Here is a 26,596-nt window from a genome sequence, read left to right as displayed (position 1 = left end):
GTCTTTCTGCGGGAGCTGGGTTCTTGGTAGCGGTCACGGGCGCTATTATGACCATGCCAGGATTGCCAAAACGACCAGCTGCTATGAGAATGGACATTGATGCTAACGGAACGATTACAGGACTGTTCTAAGCGTCCATTGACTTAGTGATAGGCACCTCTGCCTGGAGTATTGTATTGTATCAAAGGGAAGGGTTGCCTATCACTGATCTAAACAAGGAGTTGAGTGCTATGACTTCAAAAATTAGTGCCCAAGATAGAGATATGGCCTTGCTTGAAGCGGCGCGCTCACATGATGAAAATGCTCTTAACGAGATCATTCAGCATTATGAACCTGAGGTTCGTAAGATTGCTTGTAAATACTTTTTACCTCGAGCAGATTATGATGACATAATTCAAGAAGGGCGAATCGCGATATACAGGGCCGTATTATCTTATGATATAAATTTAGACATTCCCTTTGTCCATTTTTTAAGAATGGTTGTTAAACGAAAACTAATCGACAGTATCCGTAAATACACGTGCCAAAAACATGTCAACCTGAATGAGGCATACTCACTCAATAATGTGATGTCAGAGTCAGAAGAAAGTAGTTTCTTAGAAATTTTGCCTAACGCTGAGGATCCTGCATCGATGGTAATCGCCAATGATGAAGCTCAGTCAATAATTCAAGCCTTAAGTAACGGTTTAACAGATTTGGAAAGTTTAGTGTTTGAACATTATTTTGTTCAGGGGTACAAACAGCGTGAAGTTTCTGAACTGTTAGGACTTCATCCGAAGTCTTTAGACAACGCGATACAACGAATTCGGCGTAAAACAGAGCTTTATCGATCAAGCCAAATGGCGGGATAGATAAAGAGGGGAGGCTCCCACTTACAAGAAGTGGGAGCCTCCCAATTAAGTAGCCCCTCTAAGGTGCACCCGTTTACGGTTTAGATGATCATGGTTGCTTAAAGGTGACCAGTATTTTGCTAGTTTTTTTAGTCTCTTTCGATTCATATAATTAGGGTAATAAAATCGAAAATATTCCCAAGAGTTGACATTATAGCCTACTAATCATAAAATACATTTTAAACAGTATAAGGTTGTATATACAAATGGCTACACTTAACTTTGCAGTCTGTGGATGGCAGTACCCAATGATGTTACTTGAATCAAGATATCATATTGACCCAAATTCATTGTGGGAAAAACTCCAATCAAAATAGAAACTCGATTTAATAGAGAAAGAGTAATTTTTATCAGAAGGAGATATGTAAACATGGATTTAGATTTTAGTGATCTAATCAAGGATGCCATTGCTTTAAATGCAACACATGCTTCAATTGCCGAAGTGGCTGAAATCAAGTTTAATGAGGATTTCAGAAAGCTGTGTGAACAGAATTCATGTGGATCTTACAATAAAAACTGGATGTGTCCTCCAGCCGTGGGTCCTATTAACGATTTAAAGGAGAAGGCCTTGGGATTTAAGCAGGGCCTTTTGTTTCAGACGGTTCATCCGCTATCAAGTTCTCTTGACTGGAAAGGCATGCTGGAAGGAGGGGTTAACCATACAAAAATATTCAGGAAAATACTTCAGTCTATGGAGAATAACAAAAACCTTAAAGAAATCCTTCCGTTGAATGCGGGCCCCTGTACTTACTGCGCAAAGTGTGCCTATCTCATCGGAGAAAAATGCCAATTTCCAGATAAAGCGGTGTCTTCAGTTGAAGCAAATGGAATTGACGTAATGGCCCTGGTGAAAGCCTCCGGAATACCTTATAACAATGGTGCAAATACAGTTTCCTATGTAGCGCTGATATTGTTCAATAGTTGAAATTCAATTACAAGGAAAATAAATATAACAGGTCCGGACCGATAATTAGGGCAAAAGGAGAATAAGAAATTCAAGTGACTAATCAAACGAGCAATATAACAGGTTCTTCCCCAACAGTGTCGAAATCGCGTCGTTTAGGGATGGGCATCACATTAGGCGCGCTGTCTGCTTTCGGTCCATTGTCAATTGACATGTACTTACCTTCCCTGCCTATTTTGGCCAAGGATTTGAATACGAGCACATCACTTGCCCAGTTCAGCCTGACGGCTTGTCTACTCGGGCTCGCAGTGGGGCAACTAGTGGCTGGTTCGCAAAGCGATATCCGCGGACGTCGTATCCCTCTTCTAATTGGACTGGTTAGTTATACTTTGGCATCTTTGCTTTGTGCTCTAAGCCCATCCATCTGGGGATTGATTTTCCTTAGATTCATTCAAGGTTTCGCGGGTGCCGCAGGCATGGCTATATCACGCGCCGTAGTTAGGGACTTATACTCAGGTGCGGAGATGATCAAGTTTTTCTCTCTTTTAATGATGATCAATGGAGTTGGGCCAATTTTCGCGCCAATTATAGGTGGGCAGCTATTACAGTTCACTTCTTGGCGAGGGGTGTTCGTGGTTTTGAGTCTGGTCGGTGTCGTCATGCTTATTACCGTTTTTTTTACTTTACCTGAAACATTGTCTCGCCAACGTCGATCGCCAGCTGGCTTTAAAAATACTTTAGCCACATTTCGGGCTCTTCTTATTGACCGCGTTTTTATGGGATATGCTTTGCCACAGGGACTGGTAACGGCAGCTATGTTTGCGTATATAGCGGGGTCACCCTTTATCATCCAAAATATTTTTGGGGCCTCTCCTCAAATGTTTAGTCTCATATTCGCCATGAATGGGACCGGAATTATTATCGCCAGCGAGATCACGGGTAGACTGGCAAGTCGAATTGAGGGAACCAAGCTCTTCCTCGGTGGTCTCGTTATAGCTTCAGTAGGTGGTCTCAGTTTGTTAACAATGATTTTTATCGGATCAGGACTTACTGCAATCTTAATCCCTTTGTTCGTAGTTGTATCAAGCGTCGGAGTCGTATCAACGGCTGGTTCTTCATTGGCCATGGAAAATTACGGTCATGCGGCAGGTAGTGCTTCGGCTCTGCTAGGGCTGTTTTCATTTGTGATTGGTGCACTTGTTGCCCCACTCGTAGGCCTTGGAGGAGAACATACAGCGGTGCCCATGGGCATAGTCATTGCTGTCACTAATGTTGGCTCGATTCTAAGTTACGTGCTATTGAGACGCAGAAAGTCAACTAGAGGATGAAATTCTTCTAGTTGTGATCAATCAGTCGACAGGAGCCACTGCTTATTGTTCTATGAAATGAGACTAGTTTGACTTAAACCGAAGGTTTTCTAAAAGGTAGCACCTTAGCCATGTTTTTCTTAGGTTCAGAGCTGCTGTCGCTACAAGATCCGCATCCACCACCACACCCTGTTTTATTACCGATAAATACTTTCCGCCAAAACACCTGCCATTGATCTTCAATTGGCTCAACTCGGGTCTCTACTTCATACTGGGGTCCGGTTGGCTGATTCGCCAATCTTGCCTCAGTTGTAGCAACAATATTAGCGATTTTTAACGCGTGTTTCTCAGAGCTATAGAGAGTTTGTATTTTTACCCATTCCATTAATTCCATCATGAATCGCTCCCTTTACGTACGCTTCCCTTCCTATAGTATCCACTTAATCAAAGATATTGCAAGATGTTGGCAGGAATTAGCGAAAGAATATCAGTGAACTCGTTAACTAGGGTTGAACATTGAGATTTCGGTGACTAAACCTTCCGGTACAATAAGTCTCCAGTGCGAAAGTCCCTAGTGGATACTTTCGCCGAAGGTGGCAATCCCAGGATGTCAGAGGGACGTTTTGATTGCCACCTGATCAAATGGCAATCAAACGTCCCTCTGACACTTTACCTGGCCTCTACTTGTATTAATTAAAGGTGGTAGCTTTTAGGGAATGGCGCCTTGATTTTGCTTTAACGCTCAAACTTTATATTGTCACTTGTTTTTTTCTTTAATAGGTGTCAATCGCGATGAAAACGTCTCGTATAATTGCTTGGATATCCCAGCCTTAAACAACTTATCATATATTTCGGGTGATTGTTCTTCGATGGCTTTCACTTTATCTTTTATATTACTAGAAGTTCCTGTAATTTCTAGATACTTTTCACATAAGAGTTGATTCTTCCTTTGAATGATTCGATCTGTATTCGGAGTGCGTGTAATCGGAGGAGGTGTATGAGGAGTAGTAAAGCTGAAACTTACTGTAGCGCTATTTCTCGTGAATTCAGCTAAAGGATAACCTGCGTTCCATAATCCATTTACAAAGGCATCACGCATACTTACATTATGCAAGGTAATGGTTATATCCATCGATAACTCTGACGGATCTGAAAACTCCCCAAGTTTAAAGCCTGTTAGCCACCAGTGTTTTCCTGCTCTTGTAAAGAGTGGCTGATCGTTCTTTTTTAAAGTATAGGACATTTGCAATAGATCGGTATTGCTTGCACAGTTATAATAAGCACCTCTAATAACACCAAACACATCTATATCAAATGCTTTCGTATAAATGCCTATCTCGCAACCAGTGACTAAATCATACTGACCTTTCCAAAAGCCAATCATCCATTTTTTGTCGAGATAATCAAATACAATAGGTTCACAATCTATGATCATCCCCAATGGTGCTGCTAATTCGTCATACAGACGGCAATATCCAATATCTCTCTGCCAGGGATCCATAGTGGAATAGAAAATGTCCTGTGTTGGATCATATGAATAACCAGCCATTTCTATGGCTTTATCGAGTTCGTCATTACCCGTGCCCTCAGGTATGACGTTAGATGCTTCAATGGACATGTAAATCGCCCCCTCAGTACATATTATTGAGTTGATGCATAGGATGGTGCATAGATTTCTAATATTTGTGCATCAATTCTGAGAAGGGGACCATCTTGCAAAGAGATGGCCCATTACTATGCGATTATAACGTTGTCTCGAGCATGCGGTTTTACACAAGACAGTGCTCAAAACGGAAAGTTCTTGACGACCGGGACTTAACTAGAGAAGTTTCACTGGCCAGCTGATTTTAAAAGATCTGCTGGCTTTAAATATGGCAATCTTTACAATTAATAACCAATCATTAAAACAAAAACAGCAATAAACAGCAATTCTTTGCTAAAAACGGCAATATATACTTAACAAAACCGCAAATACGTGATAATATACTGATAAACAATGCAAAAGGGGTTTATGAGTATGTTTGCGGAAGAACGTCGAGAGCAAATCCTTTCCAAGCTAAAATCCTTGGGAAGGGTATTTGCCAAAGAACTTGCAGAAGAATTTCAGGTTTCCATTGATACCATTCGTAGAGATCTTACGACTATGGAAGAGGACGGTCTTCTAAAAAGAACTCATGGGGGAGCCGTACCTTTATCGAAGGTTAGAAGATTTCCGATGGATGACCGGATTAGATATAGTGAGGGAACAGAGCATCAAAATGCAGTAGCTAAGCTTGCTGCATCTTACATCGAGCAGGGTGATACTTTATTTATAGGTGGGGCCAGTATTCACTATATCTTATTGAAATTTATACCAACTGATCGAGACTATACAGTGGTTACAAATTCACTTCTTATTGCTGAAAAGCTTAAACATCATAGCAATATTGAAACGTACATTGTATGTGGAAAAGTGAAAAGTGAAGAGGGGATAGTTGATCCGTTGGCGATTGAATTTATAAGAACGTTAAGAATAGACACAGCTTTTTTGACTGGAGGAGGAATTTCTGCGAAACATGGACTGAGTAGTTCAACTCCAGAAGGAGCAATTTTTCAAAGGGCCGTTGCGGAGGTCTCTCGACACAAAATATGTCTAGCTAATTTTGACAAGGTGGGCACAGAATTTTTTGCAAGGACCGTTGGTTTAAATAATTTAGATGTCCTCATAACGGATTGGGAAGCACCGGATGAAGAAATTGAGAAAATTCGACAGATGGGTGTTAAAGTCCTGGTGGCAGAAGAACATTAAGTGAAAAGCAGGTTAGATGTATTAGGATAAGTTAGTCTTTTGTATACAAAAGACGTAATTTGAGAAATTTGAGAAGTGAAAGGATTAGAGCATTGTATAAAAACTAAAATCGAGTCAGGACAATGTGGAATTTTAAAATTAGGAAGGAACTTGATGATGGCTATTAGAAAAATACCTTTTTCACCACCTGATATTACTGAGGAAGAAGTCGATGCGGTTTCAGAAGTATTAAGGTCCGGATGGATTACAACGGGTCCAAATTCTGCTCGATTTGAGCAAGAGTTAGCAATTTACTGTGGTACTCTTCATGCGGTTACTTTAAATAGTGCGACAGCAGGTTTAGAGCTGATTTTGAAGGTCTTGGGTATAGGTAGGTATGATGAAGTGATAACAACACCTTACACCTATGCAGCAACCTCAAATGTACTTGTTCATAGAGGAATAATGCCAACGTTCGTAGATGTTAAGAAAGATAGCTTTTTAATTGATGAACAAAAGGTTTATGAGGCAATCACGCCGAAAACTAAAGCGATTATGACGGTTGACATTGCGGGAGTACCCGTTAACTACGATTTGATAAGGGAAGTCTTGAAGGCGAAGAATCGTGAAGATATTACTCTGATTTCTGACTCAGCACACTCTTTTGGAGCGACGTATAAGGGTCAGAAGGTTGGAGGGCAGATGGACTTCCATGTTTTTTCTTTTCATGCAATAAAGAACCTGACGACGGCAGAAGGCGGAGCAATTACTTATAATGACAATAGTTTTCATGGAAAAGAAGACCTATATAAGGAATTTAAATATACTTCGTTACATGGGCAAAATAAGGATGCCTTCTCAAAAATGCAAGCTGGAGCTTGGAAATATGATATCTTAACCGATGGATTCAAATGTAATATGACCGATATTATGGCAGCAATAGGACGCGTTCAACTTCGACGGTATGATGAAATGTTAAGAAAAAGAGCGGAACTCCATGAAGTTTACAGTAATATACTTGGTAGCAAAGAGTGGGCAATCCTTCCCTTTGATAAAAATGAAGAAATAGAAACATGCTATCACTTATATACATTAAGATTGAAGGATTTTACTGAAGATCAGAGGGATCGTGTAATAGAAATGATGGGCGAAAAAGATATTGCCACAAATGTGCACTTCATGCCGTTGCCAATGTTTACGCTTTATAGGAACCTCGGTTATCGACTTGAAGATTATCCGAATGCACTTGCCCAGTATGCAAATGAAATTTCATTACCCCTATATTCGAAGCTGTCCGTCAATAATGCAGAATATGTGGCAGAAGAGCTTATCGAATGTATAGAAAGGATTTAGAGGAACTCAAAATGTGGAGCGGGTAGATGCCCGCAGTTTTATGGCACTGCTCTTATAAGGGCAGTGCTGTTTCTTCTTCTACATGACTTTTATTAATTTGAAATCTGTTCTGATGAGCTATAGTCATAGCTTAGTTATCGGACTTAAAGCCGAAAGGCAATTAATCAGCTCGTCACAGTAAGGAGTAACAAGAGTGACTGTAAATATTGCTTGCTACATCAAATAATATGTACATAATGTAATATATAATTGACATGGAGTAAAAAAGATGTTACTATATTGATATAGAGTAGAGGTGATGATGTGGGCAAGAATTTGAAGTTGAAATCGTTTAGAGCGGCTAAAGACATGTCACAAAAAGATCTAGCGGAAGCGACTGGGGTAACGAGACAGACAATTAATGCCATTGAAAACGGAGACTACAATCCATCAGTTAATTTATGCATCGCGATTTGTAAAGTATTAGGAAAGACTCTTGATCAAATTTTTTGGGAGGATGATGGAAATGCGAACGAATGAATTAGATGAGATGCAGTTGCAAAACAGAAACAAGATTGGAAATCAAGCTTTTATGGTGCTATTTTATCTTCTAATGATTGACATAGGGCTTTATGGATTTGGATTTAGGTGGCTACAATATCCAGTTAACGTTTTTGTAATCATGATAGTCTGTATGACTTATTATTTGATTTGTATTATAAGGAATAGTTCCTATGTTGGACCGCAACAAACAAGCAAAAGAATGACTAGGAAAGCAAGATATTTATATGGAGCATCTGGATTTGTGGCGGCAGTTACAGCGTTCATATTGCAAAAGTATTTTGTAAATGCTCCGGCAACAAATGGGAATGATAAGGGTGCAATGATTCTATTCGTGTTTTCGATAGTGATGCTAATTATTGTGGCGGGGGTCAAAATTATAGCTAACAGGCAAAACAAAAATGATGACAATAATTTGTAAGTGAAAACTACTAAAGAAACAAGGGATATGTACACTGTTTTTATGAAATAGTGTACATATCCCTTGTTTCTCACTTTGTTCGGAGATGTTGGCACAGTAATTGCATTAAATGTTAAGTGTCAGCCGATCAATTCGTTTTAGGGGGAGATAATAGAGTTAGCACGTAAACAAGAAATTGTTTTTTCAATAGCGTATTAAAATACCAGTTACACAACAAAATATTAAGGAATGGAGAGATTATTATGAATGAAGAAATTAAATGGACCCAAAATACTATGCGTAAAGTTAATGGAAGAGGTGTTTCGACCGAACTTTTCAGTAAGTCGGAAATCGATAAAGCCATGGATTTTCACCGAACGTTTCCTGACTATTTGCCAACTCCTTTACGCCAACTCAAGAAACTAGCTAAGAATTTAGGCGTAGGTGGTATCTATGTTAAAGATGAGTCTTATCGCTTTGGTTTGAATGCTTTCAAGGCTTTGGGTGGTTCCTATGCGATTGGTAGATATCTTGCCCAAAGACTTAACAAAGATATTAGTGAATTGCCGTTCGATGTTCTTACTTCCCCCGAGGTTAAGGAACAATTAGGAGACATCACCTTCGCCACCACCACAGATGGGAATCATGGTCGTGGTATAGCGTGGACTGCTCGACAATTGCGCCAAAAATCGGTTGTCTATATGCCCAAAGGATCTTCTCAGTACCGGCTTGATAAAATCAGAGAAGAAGGTGCAGAGGCTGAAATCACGGATATGAATTACGACGATGCCGTGCGCATGACGGCAGTTGAGGCTGAAAAACATGGCTGGGTAATTGTTCAAGATACCTCATGGGAAGGGTATGAAGAGATCCCAACTTGGATTATGCAAGGGTATGGGACAATGTCCGCCGAGGCCTTAGAACAATTGAACAGCTTGGGCATTGAGAAACCAACTCATATTTTTGTTCAGGCAGGGGTCGGCGCATTAGCGGGTTCTGTGCAAGGTTACTTTGCCTCCTTGTTTAAAGAAGATCGTCCAAAAACCGTTATTGTTGAGGCTAATCAAGCAGATTGCTTGTATAAATCAGCCTTGGCAGCGGATGAGAAACCTCGGATAGTGGGCGGAGCTATGGCAACTGTTATGGCGGGATTAGCCTGCGGAGAACCTAATCTGATTGGGTGGAATATTTTGCGCGATTACAGTGACATGTTTGTTTCTAGCCCTGACTGGGTAGCCGCGAGAGGGATGCGTGTTTTGGCTAGTCCTTTACACGGAGATCCCAAAGTCATATCTGGTGAATCGGGCGCAGTGACTGCAGGGTTACTCAGTTCGATTTTGTTAGATGAGGACTTCAGAGAGGCTAGGGAAGCATTGGGACTAAATGAAGACTCACAGATCTTAATCTTTAACACAGAAGGAAATACAGATCCATATAAATGGCGCAGCATCGTGTGGGATGGGGAATTACCCTCAACCGGTCGATAGTCGAGTTTGCCTTGATAGTTCTTGATTAATTATGGTTTAGGAAGCACACGATCCATTGGTGATTGGTGGTGCTTCCTATATTATTTTTTTGATTAACAATTTAATCATTTTGAGATAATAATATCGAAATGAGACAAAAAGTCGTATAATATAGTTAAAAGTAAATTATTTAAGGGGTAAAGTATGTATCACCTTAACGACATTCAGAGCACGGTACAACAGACTGCAGATGCGATTGCTGCAGCACTAAAGATCGAGGTTGAAATTGCGGATGCCGATCTTATTCGGGTTGCTGGGACGGGAAAGTATAAGAGCCGTTTAGGTAGCCCGATGAACGATGGTTTTGTCTATCGTCATGTAATGAAAACTGGGGTATCTGTTATTATTGATAATCCCGGTCATAATGAACTGTGTCAGCCTTGTCCTAGCCGAGGGAAGTGTCTCGAGTATGCTGAAGTAGCTATACCTATTCGGGCAGATGATCAAATCATAGGGGTTATTGGTTTAGTGAGCTTTAATGAAGAGCAAACAAAACGCCTGATGGACAATAAACAATCTCTTCTGCTTTTCTTAGAAAAAATGGCCGAACTGCTTGTGGGAAAGGTCGTTGAAAACCAGCAAACCCATGAATCGGAATTGCTCTCAAGCCAGCTACTTACAGTACTAAATCTCTTACATGATGGGATTTTACTGATCAATGCTCAGCAGCAAGTGACCCATTATAATACTTTAGCAGCCAAATTAATGGACATTGATGAAAAACAAGAACCGGTTTTGTATCAATTATTGGATGACAAAAGGCTATGGTTTGCCGTGGAACGTGGGGAACCTTTTTCAGGCCCAATCCAAGGGAAGAGGGTTGCTACGCAACTTTATTGTGATGTTGTTCCAATTAAAAATAATGGGGTCATCGAAGGCGCGGTAATCTCTGTAAAAGATATTAAGCAAATCAAAAAGCTGGTCAAAGAAGCAACGGTAAGTGAAATCGAAACTCATTTCTCACAGATTATTGGAGATTCCCCAAAAATGAAGGCGCTGAAAGCGATGGCTTTACACGTTGCCCCGAGTCAGGCAACGCTCTTGATTCAAGGAGAAAGCGGCACAGGAAAAGAACTGTTAGCGCGGGCGATTCATCAGAGCAGCAAACGAAAAGGGCATGCCTTTATTGCCATAAATTGCGGGGCAATACCTGAAAATCTGCTGGAAAGTGAATTATTTGGCTATGAAGAAGGGTCATTCACGGGTGCCAGACGGGGTGGCAAACTGGGGAAATTTGAACTTGCCCACAATGGTACTATTTTTCTAGATGAGATTGGGGATATGCCACTGCACTTACAGGTCAAAATCTTAAGAGTCTTACAAGAAAGAAGAGTTGAACGCGTTGGTGGTACGCGCTCCATCCCTTTAGATGTCCGAATACTCGCCGCGACACATCGAGATTTAGATGCATTAGTAAAAACAGGTGAGTTTAGAGAGGATCTCTTTTATCGTTTAAATGTAATTCCTTTAACCATTCCACCGCTCCGTGACCGTCTAGAGGATGTGCCAGTCCTAGTTCAATTCTATTTGGATTATTATGCTACGGTTACCGACAGGTCAGTTAGCGGAATTACCCAGGAAACGATCGATATCCTAGCTGCTTATCCGTGGCCAGGTAACGTCCGAGAACTGGGTAATGTCGTCGAATATTGCGTCACAATGGTGGCAGGTGGAGAAATTACCGCTGACATTTTGCCACAACGAATTAAATCCGTTCTTATACCCCAAGCTCAAAACTCATCTCTAAACTTAAAATTGTTAGAGCGGGAAGCAATCATGAAGGCATTAACCCTTGTTGATATTGAGGGGCATAAGGATGATGCGGCCAAATTACTGGGGATTAGCAGAGCAACTCTCTATCGGAAAATTAAGGATTATCAAATCGGAGAAACGAAGACGTTTTCTTAGATCGTAATAGGGGTGAGGAGTCTTAAGTAGTATGAAAATCATGTATCAAGGCTAGACTTTCGTCTCAAAATGAGATTATAGCAAGGAATGTCGAATCGATGCTGTTTTAGAGAGATAGCTTGTAGCAGTTTAGGAAAAAATGGTGTCTCAATTTGAGATTGTGGCAGCGGTTACAGATGATATAATTAACGGACAATGTCTATAAATGAGACTACAGGGTGCGCTAAAATTTAAAATACTAGTTGGCATCATTCTTGCATTAAATAATACCTGAAAGAACACACTAAAACTTGATCAGCCTATTATCAATAAAACTATGTGTAGCGAAAGGGGAATTTTGTTTTGGATACTAATTTTGCAAAAGTTCTAGACCTGGCTAAAAAATATCAGCCGGAAATGAGTAAGTTTTTACGGGACCTTATCGCCATCCCTGGCGAAAGCTGTGATGAAAAAGGGACGGTACTTCGCATCAAGGAAGAGATGGAAAAAGTCGGCTTTGATAAAGTTGAGATTGACCCGCAGGGCAACATTCTCGGTTATGTCGGTCACGGAAAACATCTGATTGCGATGGATGCACATATTGACACAGTGGGCGTAGGTAGCCTGGAAAATTGGGAGTATGACCCGTATAAAGGGTTTGAAGATGATGAAATTATTATTGGGCGAGGTGCCTCAGATCAAATCGGTGGAATGGCCTCTATGGTTTACGCTGGGAAAATTATTAAAGATCTCGGTTTGGAAGGCGATTACACTTTAGTTGTTGTTGGTTCCGTGCAGGAAGAAGATTGTGACGGATTATGCTGGCAGTATATTATTAAAGAAGACAAAATCGTACCGGAATTCGTCGTCATAACCGAACCAACCGATGGCAAGATTTATCGCGGACATCGTGGTCGGATGGAGATTAAGGTTTTGACAAAAGGTGTTAGTTGTCACGGTTCAGCTCCTGAACGTGGGGACAATGCAATTTACAAAATGGCTCCGATTCTACAAGAACTACGCGGCTTACATGAGAACCTCATGGACCATCCGTTCCTCGGTAAAGGAAGCTTGACGGTTTCGGAAATTTTCCATACTTCTCCTTCACGTTGTGCAGTAGCTGACAGCTGCTGGATTTCCGTTGATCGTCGCTTAACTGCTGGCGAGTCATGGGAATATGCTATTCAACAAATTAAAAACCTTCCTTCAGTCAAAGCTGCCGGAGCAGAAGTTTCGATGTACATGTATGATAGACCATCCTATACCAACCTAGTTTATCCAACAGAATGTTATTTCCCAACTTGGCTCATTGAAGAAGGGCATCCAGTTACAGCCACTTTAGAAGATTCTTATAAAGGATTATTCGGTAAAGACCCAGTGGTTGACAAGTGGACCTTCTCTACAAATGGTGTTTCTATCATGGGCCGTTACGGAATTCCTTGCATCGGTTTTGGTCCTGGTCATGAAGATCAAGCCCACGCTCCAAATGAACGCACCTGGAAAAAGGAATTAGTAGATTGCGCTGCCATGTATGCAATGATTCCAAGTATCTTCGTTCAGAAGTATGCGGATAAGATGCCGAAGGACACGGAAAACTTAGTAGAGATTAAGTAGGGGATCGGCGTGATTACACGTTCGCACTCGTTCTGTTGCTACTCCGATTAGCGCTGAAGCTAAAACAGGGCTCGGCGTGAATACTCGTTCGCAACGTTTTGTCGCTACTTCGGTTAGCAATAAAGCTAAAACGTCAAAACCCATAGGCTTTCTGCAAGTGAACCGTTGACGTTTCTTAACGCTTTATTACTAACCTCCGTTTGACGCGACGCCACTTAATGCACACTCTGTAATAACGCCTCGCCGGGCTGGGAACGACGGGATGAAGTGTGATTACTCGTTCGCGCATAGTATATGAATCACACGAGCTGTTGCATACTGCCAACTATCAAAAATAATTATAGAATAAGGAGCTTGATTATGAAAACACTGAATGATTACATTGAAAAATTAAACAAGTTGAATTTTAAAGAAATGTACAACAATGACTTTTTGCTGACTTGGGAAAAATCAGATGATGAGTTAGAAGCTGTATTTACTATTGCTGACGCTCTTCGCTTTATGAGAGAAAACAATATCTCAACTAAGGTTTTTGAAAGCGGACTTGGGGTTTCTTTATTCCGTGACAACTCTACCCGTACCCGTTTCAGCTTCACATCGGCATGTAATCTTCTTGGACTAGAGGTTCAGGACTTGGATGAAGGGAAATCCCAAATAGCTCATGGCGAAACAGTTCGTGAAACTGCAAATATGATCTCCTTTATGGCAGATATTATTGGTATTCGTGATGATATGTATATCGGCAAGGGAAATGCTTACATGCGTGAAGTTTCCGAGGCTGTGCAGCAAGGAAATAAAGATGGAATTTTAGAGCAAAGACCTACCCTAGTAAACCTACAGTGCGATATAGATCACCCTACTCAGGCAATGGCCGACATGCTGCATATCATTCATGAATTTGGTGGTATCGAGAACCTGAAAGGAAAGAAAATTGCCATGTCATGGGCATACTCGCCTTCCTACGGAAAGCCGCTTTCTGTGCCGCAAGGTATTGTCGGTTTAATGACTCGTATGGGAATGGATGTAGTCCTTGCACATCCTGAAGGATATGAGATTATGTCAGACGTAGAAGAAGTTGCCAAGGCAAATGCTGCAAAATCAGGAGGATCTTTCACAAAAACAAACAGCATGGAAGAAGCATTCAGAGATGCCGACATCGTTTATCCAAAGAGCTGGGCTCCATTTGTAGCGATGGAAAAACGCACTGAATTATATGGGAACGGCGATTCGGATGGGATCAAGGCCCTTGAAAAGGAATTACTGGCCCAGAACGCAGAGCATAAAGATTGGGCTTGCACAGAAGAAATGATGAAGTTGACAAAGGCTGGCAAAGCCACCTATATGCATTGTCTGCCTGCGGATATCACTGGTGTAAGCTGTGAAGAAGGCGAAGTCGATGGAAGCGTATTTGATCGATATCGTATTCCGCTATACAAGGAAGCAAGCTACAAGCCTTATGTTATTGCTGCTATGATCTTCTTAAGCAAATTTGAAAATCCACAGGCTACTTTAAGCACCTTGGAGAAAGCTGCCAAGCAAAGAAAGTTTGACTAAGACTAATTAAAAGGACTGAACTAGCATAATGAAAAAAAGAGTTGTAATTGCCTTAGGCGGAAATGCACTTGGTAACAATCTGCCTGAGCAGATGATCGCAGTCAAAAATACTTCCAAAGCTATTGCAGATCTGATCGTAGAAGGATACGACGTTGTGATTTCCCACGGGAACGGGCCACAGGTTGGAATGATTAATGAGGCTATGGATGTATATGGACGTTCAAATCCATTGCATCCGACCTTCACTCCCCTGTCAGTCTGCGTCGCAATGAGCCAAGCCTATATTGGCTATGATTTGCAGAATGCTTTGAAGGAAGAACTGCTGGACCGCGGCATAGAAAAATCTATTACCACAGTTATCACTCAGGTTCGGGTGGATGAGGATGATCCTAAGTTTCTAAATCCTACAAAACCGATTGGCCATTTCATGAACGAAGAAGAACTTAAGTTTGCGAAGGAAAAAGGCTTTCAAGTCATCGAAGATTCGGGAAGAGGTTACCGCAGGGTTGTAGCTTCCCCGCTTCCTAAAGAGATCATTGAAATTAAAACCATAAAGAATTTATTGAATTCTGGTGAGATCGTCATTACCTGCGGAGGTGGAGGCATCCCTGTTATCAGACAAGGGCACCATCTAAAAGGCGTAAGCGCCGTCATTGACAAAGATTTTGCCTGCAGTGTCTTGGCGCAGGAAATTGATGCTGATTACCTGATCATCTTGACTGCCGTAGAAAAAGTGGCAATTAATTTCGGAAAACCTGGCGAAAAATGGCTTGAGAGCATTACAACAGACGAAGCAAAAGAATACATGAACCAAGGGCATTTTGCACCTGGATCTATGTTGCCAAAGGTTCAGGCAGCAGTTGATTTTGCATCTTCTGGAGACAATCGCACAGCTCTCATTACGCTTCTTGAAAAAGCAAAAGACGGAATCAACGGCAAGACTGGTACAGTTATTAAGAAATGAGTAAACTAATGTTAAAACTGATTCTGAAGTGAAAAAGAATGAGCGCAGAGACGTTCCCAGACGGGAAGCACTCTGCGCCATTTTCGGAAATCAGAGGTCAGAAGCCAGAGGCCAGAGACTGGATGATGGGGGAATTTTAACATGGGCATAGTGTTAAACGGTGGAACTATTGTTACAGCTGCAGATAACTACCAAGCAGACGTCCGCATTGACGGTGAAAAAATTGTGGCCATAGGTCACGAGATTAAGCAACCTGAGGATCAGGTGATAAATGTGGATGGCTGCTTGATTTTCCCTGGAGGGATTGATCCGCACACCCACTTTGATCTTCCGATGGGAACGTTTTCTACCTCGGATGATTTCTTATCGGGCTCGCTTGCAGCAGTACTGGGTGGGACTACAACTATTTTAGATTATGCCACACAGTTTAAAGGGGAGACCCTGAAAACGGGCTTGGAAAATTGGCACGTTAAAGCGGACGGCAGGAGTTATGTAGACTTTGGTTTTCACATGGCAATTACTGATTGGAACGATCAAGTGGCCCGAGAAATGACGGATTTAGTTAATAATGAGGGCATATCTTCCTTTAAATTGTATATGGCCTATAAAAATATCCTGCAAGTCGATGATGGTGCCTTATTGAAAGCTTTGCGTCAGGCGGGACAGTGTGGGGCACTCGTCTGTGTGCATTGTGAAAACGGGGATGTCGTCGATTACTTGGTAAAAGAAGCACGTGCTAACGGGCAAACTGCTCCATATTATCACCCGTTGACTAGGCCACCCGAAGCGGAAGCGGAGGCAACCAACCGGGTTATTACACTTGCTCAGATTGCAGAGGCCCCTGTCTATATCGTTCATCTCACTTGTAGTGGTGCACTTGAAATAGTGGTAGATGCGAAAGACCGAGGATTAGAGGTCTATGCTGAGACCTGTCCACAATACCTCTTGCTCGATGACAGTTACTATCGTTTGGAAGGTTTTAACGGAGCCAAGTATGTAATCTCACCGCCTTTGCGTTCTGTAAACAATCAGGAGAGATTGTGGTCAGGATTGGGATCAGGGGCAATAGACACCATAGCAACTGACCATTGTTCCTTTAATTATCAAGGGCAAAAAGACTTAGGGATAAATGATTTCAGTAAGATTCCAAGTGGGGCTCCAGGGGTGGAAACCCGCATGGGATTGCTTTACACGTATGGTGTTATGACAGGCAAATTGACGATCAACGAATTCGTGGCTCAGACTTCGACCAATGCAGCAAAATTATTCGGATTGTTCCCTCGGAAAGGAACGATCGCTCCTGGCAGTGACGCAGACCTTGTGGTCTGGAATCCCCAGGTTTCCTCGACAATCACTGTTGAAGCTCTCCATCAGCAGGTCGATTATACTCCCTACGAAGGTTTTAATCAGAAGGGTCAAGCTAAACATGTTTTTCTCCGTGGTCAACACGTTGTAAAGGACGGTCAGCTTCAGGCGACAAGACCCACAGGGATATATTTGTCTCGTAAGCCATTTCTTAAGAGAAAGGTTGGGGGAAATGTTTAAAATCGACATCAACGATACAGTCTACACTGTACAAGAGGATATGAAACTGCTGGATTTTTTGCGTGACGAAGCTCAGATTACGTCTCTGAAAAATGGGTGTGGAGAAGGATCTTGTGGCGCATGCATGTTACTAATGGACGGCAAGGCGATGCGAGCCTGTTTATTGACCGTTTCTAAGGTTGCGGGGAAGAAACTCTTAACTTTAGAAGGGCTATCTGAGCGAGAAAGAGAAGCCTATGTTTGGGCCTTTGCCCAAGCGGGAGCTGTTCAATGTGGTTTTTGCATACCTGGAATGGTCATCAGTGCCAAAGCTTTACTGGACAAGGTGCCGAACCCTACGCCCCAAGAAATTAAACAGAGCATTCGTGGGAACATTTGTCGGTGCACTGGGTATGTGAAGATCGAAAAAGGAATCATGCTGGCGGCCCAAGTGTTACGAGGAGAACTCCAAGCTAACGCACAATCTGGAGCTGGGATCGGGACAAGTATCCATCGAGTAGATGCTCGTGAGAAAGTACTAGGAACGGGACATTATGTCGATGATATGCATGTTGATCAGATGCTTCACGCAGCGGTGTTGAGGACGCAATATCCTCGAGCGATTGTTAAAGCTATTGATATATCTGCGGCGCTTGTTTATCCTGGCGTAGAAGCGGTTTTAACTGCGGAGGACATTCCAGGTGACCATGATCACGGTCATATTTTTCATGATTGGCCGACCCTGGTTTCTGTCGGGCAAGAGACACGTTATATTGGGGATGCCCTTGTTTTAGTGGCAGCTCAAACCAAAAAACAAGCCCGCGAGGCTTTGGCGTTAATTAAAGTTGATTATGAAGAGCTAGAACCGATTATCAGTCCGACCCAGGCTCTTGAGGAACAAGCTTACAGGATTCATCCCAAAGGGAATTTACTAAGTACGACGAAAATTAACCGAGGAAATGCTCAGGAAGCATTGGCTAAATCGGCGCATGTCGTTACCCATCATTATTCGACTCCTCCTACTGAACATGCTTTTATGGAACCTGAAAGTGCTTTAGGTATTCCTCAAGCAGACGGCGGTATCAAGATCTATGTCGCTGATCAAAGCGTTTATGATGACCAACATGGGATTATGGCAATGCTCGGGCTACCCGCAGAAAAAGTGCGTGTGATCAGTAAGCTGGTCGGCGGTGGATTTGGTGGTAAAGAGGATTTGAGTGTCCAGCATCACGCAGCCTTACTAGCCATGAAGACGCAGAAACCTGTGAAACTCACGTTGTCTCGCAAGGAAAGTCTCTTAGTTCATCCCAAGCGACACGCTATGGAATTAGATATCACGACTGGGTGTGATGCAGATGGGAAATTGACCGCCATGGTCGCTAAGATCGTAGCAGATACGGGGGCCTATGCCTCACTGGGCACGGCTGTTTTGCAGAGAGCATGCACTCATGCGAGTGGACCTTATCAGATTGCTAATGTCGACATTACTGGTCTTTGCGTATATACGAATAATCCTCCTGCCGGGGCCTTCCGGGGCTTTGGTGTACCTCAGTCTGCTTTTGCAGCGGAAACTAACCTGGATCTCTTGGCGGAAAAGGTGGGAATTTCACCGTGGGAAATTCGTTACCTCAATGCACTGGAACCAGGGATGGTTAATTCCACTGGTCAGATTACCGATGAGGGGACAGCCATTAAGGAAACTCTCCTCGCGGTCCGTGAAGTGTATGAAAACCACCCTCATGCGGCAGGAATTGCAAGTTGTATGAAAAATACGGGAATTGGGGTTGGCCTTCCTGACACAGGTCGGGTTAAGCTTAAAGTTCTTAAGGGGAAAGCAGTGGTACTGACCAGTGCTGCTTGCATCGGACAAGGCTTTGCCACTATTGCCACTCAGATTGTTCATGAGGCCACTGGCTTACCGATACACCTAATCGAAGTCGGGGCTCCAGATACAGCTTTGACGCCTAATTCCGGAACGACAACCGCTTCGCGTCAGACTATGTTTTCGGGTGAGGCAGTACGTCAAGCCTCTCTCAAATTACAGCAAGCCTTGTACAATTCCTCTTTGGAGAAATTGGAAGGGAGCGAATTTGACGGTGAGTACTTTGGAGAAACCGATCCGATGAATTCTGACAAGCTCAATCCAGTCAGTCACGTGGCCTATAGTTATGCTACTCAGGTTGTCTTGCTAGATGAACAGGGGAAAGTTGAAAGGGTTGTGGCAGCGCATGATGTGGGCAAGGCCATCAACCCGAAGGCTATTGAAGGGCAAATCGAAGGGGGCGTCACCATGGGATTAGGGTATGCCTTACGTGAGGATTTCCCTCTCGAAAAAGGTGTGCCAACCGCTAAGTTTGGAACGCTTGGCCTCTTCCGTTCGACGGAAGTTCCCGAAATCGAGTGTATTATTATCGAAAAGAATTCTTCTCCACTAGCCTACGGGGCCAAAGGAGTGGGTGAGATCGCGTCCATTCCGACGGCACCTGCCGTTGCCTCAGCTTATTACAAATTTGACGGCAAACTAAGGTGCTCCCTCCCCTTGCAGGGAACACCCTATAAGAAGTAGAATTATTGTAGCGATAAGTAATTCTTGGTTAGTGGCAATTCGAGAGATGGGCTTTCGCGAGCTGGACAATTCGTGAATCCCTACGGGAATTTTATAGGTAGAGCGATTCGTCATTGTCTCGATTGGGAAAAAAATTAGTATAGGTAGGGGGCAATTCATAAATTGCCCCCCTCAGCAGGAGAAAAAATGGCCAGTGCAGATACAGAGTTACCGAACAGCTGGGCGAGTGGCAGTTTGTGGTGTATGACAGGGCGCGTGCAAGTTGTCACATTCATTGGTGCCGGAGGGAAGACGACCTGTCTTCGCACGCTCACTGAAGAGATTAACGCCGCTGGGCAGCGGGTTATTGCCACGACTACAACGAAAGTCTTTCCCGAAGAATCAATGAAGGGTTGGGAAAATATCGCCCCACCACCTTTTGAACAAGATGGTGCTTGTTTTTGGTATCTCAAAGTTGAAGATAAAAGCGGGAAATGGATGGGGCCTCCAGTTCAAACAGTCGATGCTGCCATTGCAAGTTCAAGAACAAACCTCGACATAGGGACAATTCGTGAATTGCCTGTGCACGAGGGTTTAGGCGTAGGGACAATTAACGAATTGCCCGTACACGGGAGCGCAAGCGCCAGAACCGTCCCTAACTTGCATGATAGGTATTGGGTGATTGAAGGGGATGGAGCTAGGAGGCTCAAGTTAAAATGCTGGGAACCACATGAACCACAAATTCCACAACAATCGGATTGTATTGTGCTAGTGCTGGATGGTGGTTTGTGGGGGAACGTCCTGCAGGAGGAACATGTTCACAGAACGGATCGTTGTCCGGATTTGCTTGGACACGTTTGGAACGCAGAGATGGCGTGGAATTATTTCTTAAGATCCCCAGTTTTTGCTCCACAATATGGGCAAATGTCTTGGGTTATTCTCTTGAATTGTCACGGAGAAAATGCAGGAAACGCATTGGGGGCTTTGCTTGACCTAAACCAAAGGTGGGGGGGAATCCAACGGGAAAGCAAAGACTTGAAAGATCTACCAAACCATTTGCGAATAGCTGCAGGAGATGCCAAGGAGGGGGAACTACAGTGGTTCGATTTGTGGTAATGGCCGCAGGTCTTGCGACCCGTATGGGGAAAGATAAACTCGTGCTGCCTTGGAAGGATACGACAGTGCTTGGTTATGTTCTGCAGACTGTCCTAGAGGCACTCATACTTCAAGAGCAACGTTTCGTTGAATCCTCTCACTCAGGGGTCACTGAGGTTTATGTTGTGGCAAGACATCCTATGGAGATCTATCTAACGACAGACTGTATTCGGAGGTTTCATGCTTGCGGTGGGGTCTGGATTCAAGTGCCAAGTCCCAAGCCACTTGCAGAGACGATTCGCTCTGGTTTACAAGACATAAACAGTAAGGTCCACTGGATTGGATTTCTGCCTGGAGACCAGGTGGGAATTACGGCGCCGAGGCTTGCAGACTGCCTGCAGCAGATACTGCTAGTTTCCCCAGACTTTCTGGTACCGTTTTCAGGGGATAAAGCCGGATCACCGGTTTTTTTTCATAAGCGATATGTTCCAGAATTATTGGCACTCCAAGGCGAAAAGGGCGGTAGAGAAGTCTTATACCGTTATCCTGAACTATGGGAAAAATATCCCGTAGAAGAAAGTCTATTTCTTGATGTGGATACGCCGGAGCAATACAATGCACTGCGGGGTCAAATAAGCAAGTAATCAGTGTGATGAACGATTAAAAAATATAATAATATACATACATAAGGGAGAATCGAGGGAATGACAAACAAACTCGTCATGAATGGGCCGGTAGTTTTAGTTCGTGGAGCTGGAGAACAAGCTTCTGGGGTAGGCTGGGTGCTAGCAAAAGCGGGGTTTCGAGTGGTGATGACCGAGGTGGCTGAGCCTCTCATGGTTCGTTGGCCGGTTTGTTTTGGTACGGCCGTATCGGAAGGACAATGGGAAGTTGAAGGGGTTACGTCAAGTCGTCTCGATGATTTCAAAGGATGCGAAGTAGCTTGGTTGGCGGGTGAAATACCAGTTTTAGTCGATCCTGAGTTGGAGGGCTTGTCATTGCTGAATCCATTGATTTTGGTGGACGCCATCCTGGCCAAACGCAACTTGGGGACAAAACGAAACATGGCTCCTCTGACCTTTGGTTTGGGGCCCGGTTTCACGGCAGGAGAAGATGTCGATGTCGTAGTGGAAACAAACCGTGGGCACCATTTAGGAAGGTTGATCTATGAAGGGGCAGCCCAGCCGAATACGGGTATTCCGGGAGAAGTGGCGGGTGTATCAAGTGAACGTGTTATTTATTCACCCAAGGCAGGAACGTTTAGAGCAAAACGTGCCATCGGAGAACAGGTTTCGGTAGGAGATTGTTTGGGTGAGATCGATGATGTGGGTCGACCTGAAGAAGTCTATGCGTCATGCAGTGGTGTTCTAAGAGGTTTATTGCGAACAGCTACTCCAGTCGCTGAACATGTTAAAATAGGGGATGTTGATCCGCGCGGACATGAGGAATACTGTTGGACGATTACAGAGAAGGCTCGGGCGCTTGGTGGCGCTGTTTTGCTAGGTATTCTACAAGGCGGGATTCTTCGACCTCTGTGTGCCAAAGATCAATCATAACTTCTAATTAATTTTTGTAAATTATTTACTTAATCTAACCAAGATTAGTCTTCATTAAGAATACCTGAAATTTAGCTAATATCATGCCTAACTCTCCAAGTTGTAGGACTTTACACTATACACTTATATTTATCATATCAAACAATTTTACTAAGCATTGTAAAAAAAATAATAAATATTTTGTACCCAGGTAGGAAAATTGAAATCGAACGCGAATATGTACAGTGTAGGATTGATATTAGAAAAATTTGAATAATGATTATAAACTCATATATCCTTGATAATGGGATCAAGGGTTTCTACGAGGCAACCGTAATTGCTTCTCTATGAGCCAGGGATGGTTTATAGAGTTTTGTAATAGGGTTGTTTTTTTGTGTGCTCAAATATAAAAGGGGTGAAAAAATGAAGTATTTTCAACCGCGTAGCTTGAGTGATGCCGTGAATTTAGCCCAGACATCAGAGACGACTTTCTTGGCTGGAGGAACGGATCTGGTGTTGCACATGCAGACGGGTAAAGTCCGGCCCAAGGCCCTCATCGATCTGGGGAAGATTGCAGAACTTCGTGAAGTTAAGGTTACAGACAGCTATTTAGAGATCGGAAGTATGGCTTCATTTGCCGAAATTGGACAAAATAATCTCGTTGCTCAATATGCTATGGCCCTGTGGCAAGCTTGTCAAACTATGGGCTCCCCACAAATCAGAAACAAGGCGACGTTGGGTGGCAACTTGGGTAATTGCTCTCCTGCTGCTGACGGATTACCACCTTTACTGGCCTTGGGAGCAGACGTGCACTTAATTTCGAGTAAGGGCGAGGAGATTATTCCGCTAGTCAGTTTACTCAGTCGAACTCCGCTCATGCCCCAGGATACGCTCATTCGAGGATTTCGTATACCCCGGAAGGGCTTGCAAAGTGGATTTGCTAAACTGGGTCGACGACAGGCCTTGGCAATTGCTCGCCTCAGTGTTGCAGTTGCTATGGAAGTGGAGGGTACGCAGGTAGGGCAGGTTAGAGTTGCACTAGGTGCGGTGGGCAGACGTGCTTTCTTGAGTGAATCTCTTGGTTTGGCATTGAGGGATCAAGATTTAAATGAGGCTTGGATCGAAAAAGGGGTCGAAGAAATTCAACAAGTTGTGCGAGTTGCTCTTGGAGAACGAGCCTCTGCACCATACAAGCGAGTGGCTGTGTCTGGAGTTTTCCGGGAGGCTATGGCTTCTTTCATTCCGGCAGGAGGGTCAAAGGCATGATAGATATTAAACTTGTGATAAATAAAAAAACCTATACCTTAAACATCGACCCAAGAGAACGTTTAATAGATGTCTTGCGCACCCGTATTGGGCTCATGGGAACCAAAGAGGGTTGTGGTGAAGGGGAATGCGGGGCGTGCACCGTGATCATTGATGGGAAAACGGTCAACTCCTGTCTTATTCTTGCTGCACAGGCAGACGGGTGTGACATTACAACTATCGAAGGGGTAGGAAATCGGCGCTCACCCCATCCCGTTCAAAAGGCTTTTGTGGAGGTAGGGGCAGTGCAATGTGGTTTTTGTACTCCAGGCATGGTGTTGTCAGCGAAAAATCTACTGGACAAGATCGCGCACCCCAGTGATCAAGAAATTGGTATCGCCATGTCTGGGAATCTTTGCCGGTGTACGGGCTATGATAAAATCCTTCGTGCCGTAAAGCGCGTCGCTGAGGAGGGGGAAGTATGAACACTGGAGTGGTAGGGTCTAGGGTTGTAAGAGAAGACGCTTGGGGGAAAGTTTTCGGTCAGACCAAATTCCCAGCCGATGTGAATTTACCGGACCAACTTTACGGAGTTGTAATTCGTAGTCCACATCCTCATGCCCGAGTTAAGAATATATTTAGTGAGCAGGCGATGGCACTTGCCGGTGTGGTGACGGTCCTGACCGCAAAAGACGTCCCCAATAACTCACATGGAGTCCTTTTCCGAGACCAACCAGTCCTGGCAGAGTATATTCGAATGGTCGGCGACCCAGTAGCAGTGGTTGGGGCGGAAACGTTAGAAATTGCTCGCGCTGCAGCAAAACTAGTTGAAGTGGATTACGAGGTGTTGCCCGCGGTGTTTGACCCAGAGGAAGCTATGACCACGGAAGTACTCCCTCTTCATCCAGAGCTGCGTCCGACCAATGTCCTCTACCATATGCCGATCCGTCGCGGAAGCATGGAGGAAGGCTGGGCCAAGGCGGATGTGGTGGTTGAGCAAGAATATAGTACTCAGCATGTCGATCATGCGTTCTTGCAACCAGAGGCTGTGCTGGCCCATGTGGATGAACGCGGGCACATGGTTGTGCAGACCGCGACCCAATACGCTCATTATGATCGGGGCGAAATCGCCCACGCTTTAGGTCTCCGCTTTAGCCAGGTTCAGGTTAAAACTATGGCTGTGGGTGGAGCATTCGGAGGGCGCGAGGACATTTCACTGCAGATTTTAGCTGCCTTAATGGCTTGGACGACCTTGCGACCCATAAAAATGGAAAACACTCGGGAAGAATCCTTTTATTCTCATTCCAAACGTCATCCGATGAAAATGCATTATAAAACTGGCGCGACGAAGGACGGCAAACTAGTGGCCATGGAAGCGAAAATTATTGGAGATGCAGGCGCCTATGCATCATGGAGTATCAATGTTCTACGCAAATCCGCTGTTCATGCCACTGGGCCCTATGAAATCCCGAATGTTTTTATTGATAGTTATGCTGTGTTTACTAACAATCCATTTTCAGGGGCCATGCGTGGTTTCGGAGCGGCTCAGACCGTGCTGGCTTATGAGAGTCAAATGGACCTCTTGGCTGAAGCCTTGGGGATTTCCCCGCTGGAAATCCGGGTGCGAAATATGTTTAAAGTGGGGAGTACAACTGCGACCGGGCAAGTGTTGACTGGCAGTATCCCACTCGACCAGTGCTTAACGAAAATTGCACCTTATCTCCAGAAGGGAGATGACAGTCAACTCCTTCAACTAAAACTAGATATTGGGGAGTCTACTCCCCACGAAGCAGAGCAGGGAACTTCCACTGTTAAAAGTGGGAATTTTAGCAATAGAATGAAAAAGCGAGGACTAGGTTTAGGGTGTGCATGGTACGGAACTGGTTACGGTAATGGATTTCCGGATGTATCGAGTGCCTTCGTGGAAATTCATGATGACGGTTCCGCAACAGTCCTTACTGGGGCCGTCGATGTTGGTCAGGGGAGTAACTCAATCTATGCCCAAATCGTAGCAGAAGAACTGGGACTCCAGTCTGAGGATATCTGTGTCTATTCAGGCGACACGGACTCCACACCCGATTCGGGGACGACCGCAGCAACTCGGCAAACCTACAATACTGGGAATGCCGTTCTGAAGGCAGTTCGTCAAGCAAAGGTTCGTTTACTGGATTACGCAGCTCACAAGTTTTCCTGTCCAACAGCGGAGGGGATCGAACTAAAAGAGGGTTATATCGGGGTGAAGGGTGACCCAACACGCAGCATGCCCCTAGCTGAGATGGTCTTTCAAGCGCGTTTGCATGGGGAGCGGTTTATCAGTGCAGAGAGTTCGACGGCGCGTTCGACGCCTGTTGATCCGGAAACTGGTCAGGGAGCTCCTTACTGGCCCTATGCTTTCGGCTGTCAGATGGCCGAGGTTGAAGTTGATACTGAAACAGGACTGGTTCGTGTTCTCAAAGTGGTGGCGGTTCATGATGTTGGAAAAGCCTTAAACCCCACGCAAGTGGAAGGGCAAATTGCCGGTGGAGTGGCCCAAGGAATTGGGTATGCTCTGTTTGAGGAACTTGAATTGCACGAGGGAAAAATTAAAAATCCCGCATTTTCCAGTTATTTGATTCCCACGGCCTTAGATGTGCCTAAAATAGAAGCCTTCTTCGTGGAAGACCCAGAGTGCACAGGTCCTTTTGGCGCTAAGGGACTTGGAGAACCTGCAATGCTTCCAACTATTGCGGCTGTCATTAATGCCATCAACGATGCCGTGGGGGTAAGGATCACGTCGTTACCGGCTACGCCAGAGAAAATTCTCAGCGCATTAGAGCTTTTTTTAAAGAAAGGAGGGGCAGGGGATAAGGTAGGGATATAATTATGTCTTATTAAAGTGTAATAGAAGTGGTAAGTTTAGCTTAAACTATCAAGTAAACTCATGAGGGAAAATCTATTTTAAATGGA

Annotated in this window: 23 protein-coding genes and 1 riboswitch; of the genes, 21 read left to right on the top strand and 2 right to left on the bottom strand. The window is 43.9% G+C overall.

Annotated features, from left to right (window positions below; all coding sequences use genetic code 11):
- The 4 genes from E4K67_RS22055 to E4K67_RS22040 all read left to right on the top strand — a co-directional run.
- Positions 1-131, top strand: a 131-nt coding sequence (locus E4K67_RS22055) for a formate--tetrahydrofolate ligase (RefSeq protein ID WP_135550678.1), incomplete at its 5' end; no start/stop codon positions are given.
- A 99-nt stretch (positions 132-230) separates the two neighbouring features.
- On the top strand, positions 231-851 hold the full coding sequence (locus tag E4K67_RS22050) for a sigma-70 family RNA polymerase sigma factor (RefSeq protein WP_135550676.1): 621 nt from the start codon (positions 231-233) through the stop codon (positions 849-851).
- Between the two features lie 409 nt (positions 852-1,260).
- Positions 1,261-1,815, top strand: coding sequence for a DUF2284 domain-containing protein (locus E4K67_RS22045; RefSeq protein WP_135550674.1), 555 nt, complete (start codon positions 1,261-1,263; stop codon positions 1,813-1,815).
- Positions 1,816-1,955: 140 nt separating this feature from the next.
- Entirely contained in the window at positions 1,956-3,122 is a 1,167-nt protein-coding gene (locus E4K67_RS22040; protein ID WP_135550707.1) for a multidrug effflux MFS transporter, read from the top strand.
- A gap of 73 nt (positions 3,123-3,195) precedes the next feature.
- On the opposite strand, the gene E4K67_RS22035 is transcribed toward E4K67_RS22040, so the two are convergent.
- Positions 3,196-3,498 (bottom strand): hypothetical protein, encoded by a 303-nt coding sequence (locus E4K67_RS22035; RefSeq protein WP_243454579.1) that lies wholly within the window; start codon positions 3,496-3,498, stop codon positions 3,196-3,198.
- A gap of 360 nt (positions 3,499-3,858) precedes the next feature.
- Positions 3,859-4,719 (bottom strand): DUF4474 domain-containing protein, encoded by an 861-nt coding sequence (locus E4K67_RS22030; RefSeq protein WP_135550672.1) that lies wholly within the window; start codon positions 4,717-4,719, stop codon positions 3,859-3,861.
- A 399-nt stretch (positions 4,720-5,118) separates the two neighbouring features.
- Between E4K67_RS22030 and E4K67_RS22025 the strand changes: the two genes are divergently transcribed.
- From E4K67_RS22025 to E4K67_RS21945, 17 genes are all read left to right on the top strand, one after another.
- Complete coding sequence (locus tag E4K67_RS22025; RefSeq protein WP_135550670.1) at positions 5,119-5,889, top strand: DeoR/GlpR family DNA-binding transcription regulator; 771 nt, start codon at positions 5,119-5,121, stop codon at positions 5,887-5,889.
- Positions 5,890-6,045: 156 nt separating this feature from the next.
- Positions 6,046-7,221 (top strand): DegT/DnrJ/EryC1/StrS family aminotransferase, encoded by a 1,176-nt coding sequence (locus E4K67_RS22020; protein WP_135550703.1) that lies wholly within the window; start codon positions 6,046-6,048, stop codon positions 7,219-7,221.
- Positions 7,222-7,524: 303 nt separating this feature from the next.
- A complete protein-coding gene (locus tag E4K67_RS22015) occupies positions 7,525-7,740 on the top strand; it encodes a helix-turn-helix transcriptional regulator (protein ID WP_135550668.1) in 216 nt (71 codons plus the stop codon).
- Positions 7,727-8,182, top strand: coding sequence for a DUF6773 family protein (locus E4K67_RS22010; RefSeq protein WP_135550666.1), 456 nt, complete (start codon positions 7,727-7,729; stop codon positions 8,180-8,182). The genes E4K67_RS22015 and E4K67_RS22010 overlap by 14 nt, the downstream gene beginning before the upstream one ends.
- Before the next feature lie 242 nt (positions 8,183-8,424).
- A complete protein-coding gene (gene dpaL / locus E4K67_RS22005) occupies positions 8,425-9,648 on the top strand; it encodes a diaminopropionate ammonia-lyase (RefSeq protein ID WP_135550664.1) in 1,224 nt (407 codons plus the stop codon).
- A gap of 183 nt (positions 9,649-9,831) precedes the next feature.
- A complete protein-coding gene (locus E4K67_RS22000; protein WP_135550662.1) occupies positions 9,832-11,595 on the top strand; it encodes a sigma-54-dependent Fis family transcriptional regulator in 1,764 nt (587 codons plus the stop codon).
- 342 nt (positions 11,596-11,937) lie between these two features.
- Positions 11,938-13,188: a YgeY family selenium metabolism-linked hydrolase gene (locus E4K67_RS21995; RefSeq protein ID WP_135550660.1), complete on the top strand. Its 1,251-nt coding sequence runs from the start codon at positions 11,938-11,940 to the stop codon at positions 13,186-13,188.
- Positions 13,189-13,548: 360 nt separating this feature from the next.
- Positions 13,549-14,742 carry a knotted carbamoyltransferase YgeW gene (ygeW, locus tag E4K67_RS21990; RefSeq protein WP_135550658.1) on the top strand — a complete coding sequence of 398 codons (1,194 nt, stop codon included), beginning with the start codon at positions 13,549-13,551 and terminating at the stop codon, positions 14,740-14,742.
- A 28-nt stretch (positions 14,743-14,770) separates the two neighbouring features.
- Positions 14,771-15,706 carry a carbamate kinase gene (gene arcC / locus E4K67_RS21985; RefSeq protein ID WP_135550656.1) on the top strand — a complete coding sequence of 312 codons (936 nt, stop codon included), beginning with the start codon at positions 14,771-14,773 and terminating at the stop codon, positions 15,704-15,706.
- 141 nt (positions 15,707-15,847) lie between these two features.
- Entirely contained in the window at positions 15,848-17,251 is a 1,404-nt protein-coding gene (gene hydA, locus E4K67_RS21980; RefSeq protein WP_135550654.1) for a dihydropyrimidinase, read from the top strand.
- Positions 17,244-19,796 carry a selenium-dependent xanthine dehydrogenase gene (gene xdh, locus E4K67_RS21975; RefSeq protein WP_135550652.1) on the top strand — a complete coding sequence of 851 codons (2,553 nt, stop codon included), beginning with the start codon at positions 17,244-17,246 and terminating at the stop codon, positions 19,794-19,796. Before hydA ends, xdh begins: the two co-directional genes overlap by 8 nt.
- Before the next feature lie 186 nt (positions 19,797-19,982).
- Positions 19,983-20,891 carry a putative selenium-dependent hydroxylase accessory protein YqeC gene (locus tag E4K67_RS21970; protein ID WP_135550702.1) on the top strand — a complete coding sequence of 303 codons (909 nt, stop codon included), beginning with the start codon at positions 19,983-19,985 and terminating at the stop codon, positions 20,889-20,891.
- On the top strand, positions 20,873-21,514 hold the full coding sequence (locus tag E4K67_RS21965) for a nucleotidyltransferase family protein (RefSeq protein WP_135550650.1): 642 nt from the start codon (positions 20,873-20,875) through the stop codon (positions 21,512-21,514). Before E4K67_RS21970 ends, E4K67_RS21965 begins: the two co-directional genes overlap by 19 nt.
- A 60-nt stretch (positions 21,515-21,574) precedes the next feature.
- A complete protein-coding gene (yqeB, locus tag E4K67_RS21960; protein WP_135550648.1) occupies positions 21,575-22,426 on the top strand; it encodes a selenium-dependent molybdenum cofactor biosynthesis protein YqeB in 852 nt (283 codons plus the stop codon).
- A 247-nt stretch (positions 22,427-22,673) separates the two neighbouring features.
- A riboswitch (purine riboswitch) is annotated at positions 22,674-22,773 on the top strand.
- 55 nt (positions 22,774-22,828) lie between these two features.
- Positions 22,829-23,671 (top strand): FAD binding domain-containing protein, encoded by an 843-nt coding sequence (locus tag E4K67_RS21955; protein WP_135550646.1) that lies wholly within the window; start codon positions 22,829-22,831, stop codon positions 23,669-23,671.
- Positions 23,668-24,135 (top strand): (2Fe-2S)-binding protein, encoded by a 468-nt coding sequence (locus E4K67_RS21950; RefSeq protein ID WP_135550644.1) that lies wholly within the window; start codon positions 23,668-23,670, stop codon positions 24,133-24,135. The genes E4K67_RS21955 and E4K67_RS21950 overlap by 4 nt, the downstream gene beginning before the upstream one ends.
- Positions 24,132-26,510: a xanthine dehydrogenase family protein molybdopterin-binding subunit gene (locus tag E4K67_RS21945; protein ID WP_135550642.1), complete on the top strand. Its 2,379-nt coding sequence runs from the start codon at positions 24,132-24,134 to the stop codon at positions 26,508-26,510. The genes E4K67_RS21950 and E4K67_RS21945 overlap by 4 nt, the downstream gene beginning before the upstream one ends.
- The last annotated feature ends 86 nt before the right edge of the window (positions 26,511-26,596 follow it).

This window comes from Desulfosporosinus fructosivorans, from assembly GCF_004766045.1.
In the GTDB taxonomy this organism is placed as follows: domain Bacteria; phylum Bacillota; class Desulfitobacteriia; order Desulfitobacteriales; family Desulfitobacteriaceae; genus Desulfosporosinus; species Desulfosporosinus fructosivorans.
This window is presented reverse-complemented; position numbering and strand designations above follow the sequence as displayed.